Source organism: Ensifer sp. ENS08 (assembly GCF_014852195.1).
In the GTDB taxonomy this organism is placed as follows: domain Bacteria; phylum Pseudomonadota; class Alphaproteobacteria; order Rhizobiales; family Rhizobiaceae; genus Ensifer; species Ensifer adhaerens.
On sequence record NZ_JACVBF010000087.1, the window covers coordinates 1 to 258 of the forward strand.

Annotated in this window: 1 protein-coding gene; it reads left to right on the forward strand. The window is 61.2% G+C overall.

The genetic code is table 11. The features are described 5' to 3' along the window. The coding region (locus IB272_RS35765; RefSeq protein ID WP_192445906.1) for an ABC transporter permease subunit at positions 1 to 258 on the forward strand (258 nt) is incomplete at both ends.

The following is a 258-nucleotide window of genomic DNA, read 5'->3' on the forward strand; positions in this document are numbered from 1 at the left end:
CTCTCGGGGCATCGGGCTGGCAGACCTTCTGGCATGTGACGCTGCCCAACATCAAATGGGGGCTGCTTTACGGCGTGCTTTTGTGCAACGCCCGCGCCATGGGCGAGTTCGGCGCCGTCTCGGTGGTCTCAGGCCATATCCGCGGCGAGACCAACACCATGCCGTTGCAGGTCGAAATCCTCTATAATGAATACAACTTCGTCGCCGCTTTCGCGGTGGCGGCGTTGCTGGCGCTGCTGGCGCTGATCACCCTGATTT